Origin of the sequence: Palleniella muris, from assembly GCF_004792655.1 — a bacterium.
GTDB lineage: Bacteria > Bacteroidota > Bacteroidia > Bacteroidales > Bacteroidaceae > Prevotella > Prevotella muris_A.
Window position 1 is genome coordinate 1 of the sequence record NZ_SRZC01000047.1, and the last position, 1,781, is coordinate 1,781.

General features: G+C 42.8%; 2 protein-coding genes. Both read right to left on the minus strand.

The features are described from left to right. Positions 1-95: 95 nt before the first annotated feature. Complete coding sequence (locus E5358_RS14900; protein ID WP_135940938.1) at positions 96-737, minus strand: hypothetical protein; 642 nt, start codon at positions 735-737, stop codon at positions 96-98. Between the two features lie 25 nt (positions 738-762). Further along, a partial coding sequence (locus E5358_RS14905; protein WP_277821338.1) for an RHS repeat-associated core domain-containing protein occupies positions 763-1,781 on the minus strand: 1,019 nt, incomplete at its 5' end.

The following is a 1,781-nucleotide window of genomic DNA, read 5'->3' on the forward strand; positions in this document are numbered from 1 at the left end:
AATATGATATTGACTGGATGACTTTCGTGCCGCTGGTTACCTCAACAAGCCTGTCAGAACTGTCATACTTTCTATTTGTGCGTCTTGGTTAATATTCATCCCATAACATTATCAAAATATATTCCTGAGAGACCGTATCTTTTCATTTTTCCTGCTGTTTTTGTACCAATAATCACCAACGGTGATTTATTGTGATGGTCTCCGAACCAATAATCCGTTTGAAATATGAAGTCGTCTGTAGGCAAATAAAAATCCTTATCCTTCCATAGCATCCCTCCTATTGCTATACAATCATACTGGTTGCAGCATTCTTGCTTTTTGCCAAAGTAAAAGTGTCTTCGAGTCGAATCAATTCTAAATATCCCTTCCGCTTCAAAATAATAGTATCCTGGAGACTTAGGTAATGGAATGAATTTTAGATACCGATATTCATTTATCTCACAAAATGTCTTGAACTTTTCCGTAACGATCATGTATCCATCGTAAGTGCAGAACACATCGCCTTTCTTCTTCTGAACCTTGTAGTCTGGATTTGGAACTTTCTTAAATGATGTATGGCATATGGGACACTGTCCGGGATCTTTGATATCATTTCTCCCATACATGAACTCCATGTCATAACCATATAGGGCCTTTGCCACGACTTTTCCTTTTGGTGCCTGCCTATAAACTTTTTGCAAGGGCTTAGGCACTGATTTCTTTCTCAGTCCTAATAATTCTAATAATTTCCTTATCATGAGTATATTATTTAATGTTTATTAGCTACCATGGTCTCCATTGCCATTGTATGCCGTTATTCATATAAAAGTCATATCGTGTATGGGCATACTTGAATGGATGTAAGTCGTAGAAATTTTTCATAGCTGAAAACCTTTGCCCTGTACTAAATTGGTTTTGAATTATAGAACCAGAGTTTCCTCTTTGCGGTCTCATGTGATGCAGTCCATCCGAAGTTCGCATTTCATATAAATACTGGTTCATTTCTTTATGCATTTCTCTATGAAGCGACTCTGGAACAGGTGTCAGAACCTGCTCATCAGTTCCGCCGGCGAACTTCGGGAAAGAATGATGATTCTGTGTTTTTTCACCTGTCCATGGGCTTACTTTATTGTCTCTTGATGCCTTGATGCCACCAATGCCTCCGGCAATAGTTCCTGTCACCATACCTGACAGAAGCCCATTATTGCCTGCACTGAGTGCTTCATCGAAATCCCCTGTAAGTATTAGGCTTGTGGCAAAGCTAATAGCCCATCCGCTGGTCATGCCTCCTACTGCTCCAGATACCATAGCCTGTAGGAAAGGGCTGGTAATCTGTAATCCGTTTATTGCAATGCTGCCAAGATATTGTGCGCCCCATTGCCCCATTGCTCCACCGAAATAAGAAGTCAGGCTTCCTAATATGGCTCCGGAGAATATGTCCGTACCGTTTCCTCCTGACAGCCATGCATTGGTGGCTCCAAGAGTGGCGCCTCCCCATGCCCATCCGCCAAGTTCCGGGTAAAGCGCCCCAATGCCGGCAACAGCGCCAGAACCGAAAGCACTTGCGCCTTTGCCAATCATTGTCCACAAATCACCACTGATATTACCTTGGAAAATGTTGATGGTTAAATTCATGACCCCTCCGAAAAGGCCTGCAATTAAATCGTCAATTCCGAAATACTCCCCACTCGGGTCAGTATATTTCAGCGGATTGTTTATGCAGTAGGAGTAGCGGTTGAAACTCTGCGTGTTGTCGGGCATCTGGACGTAGTTGTCCGGGCTGAGGAAGCGTCCGAGTACGG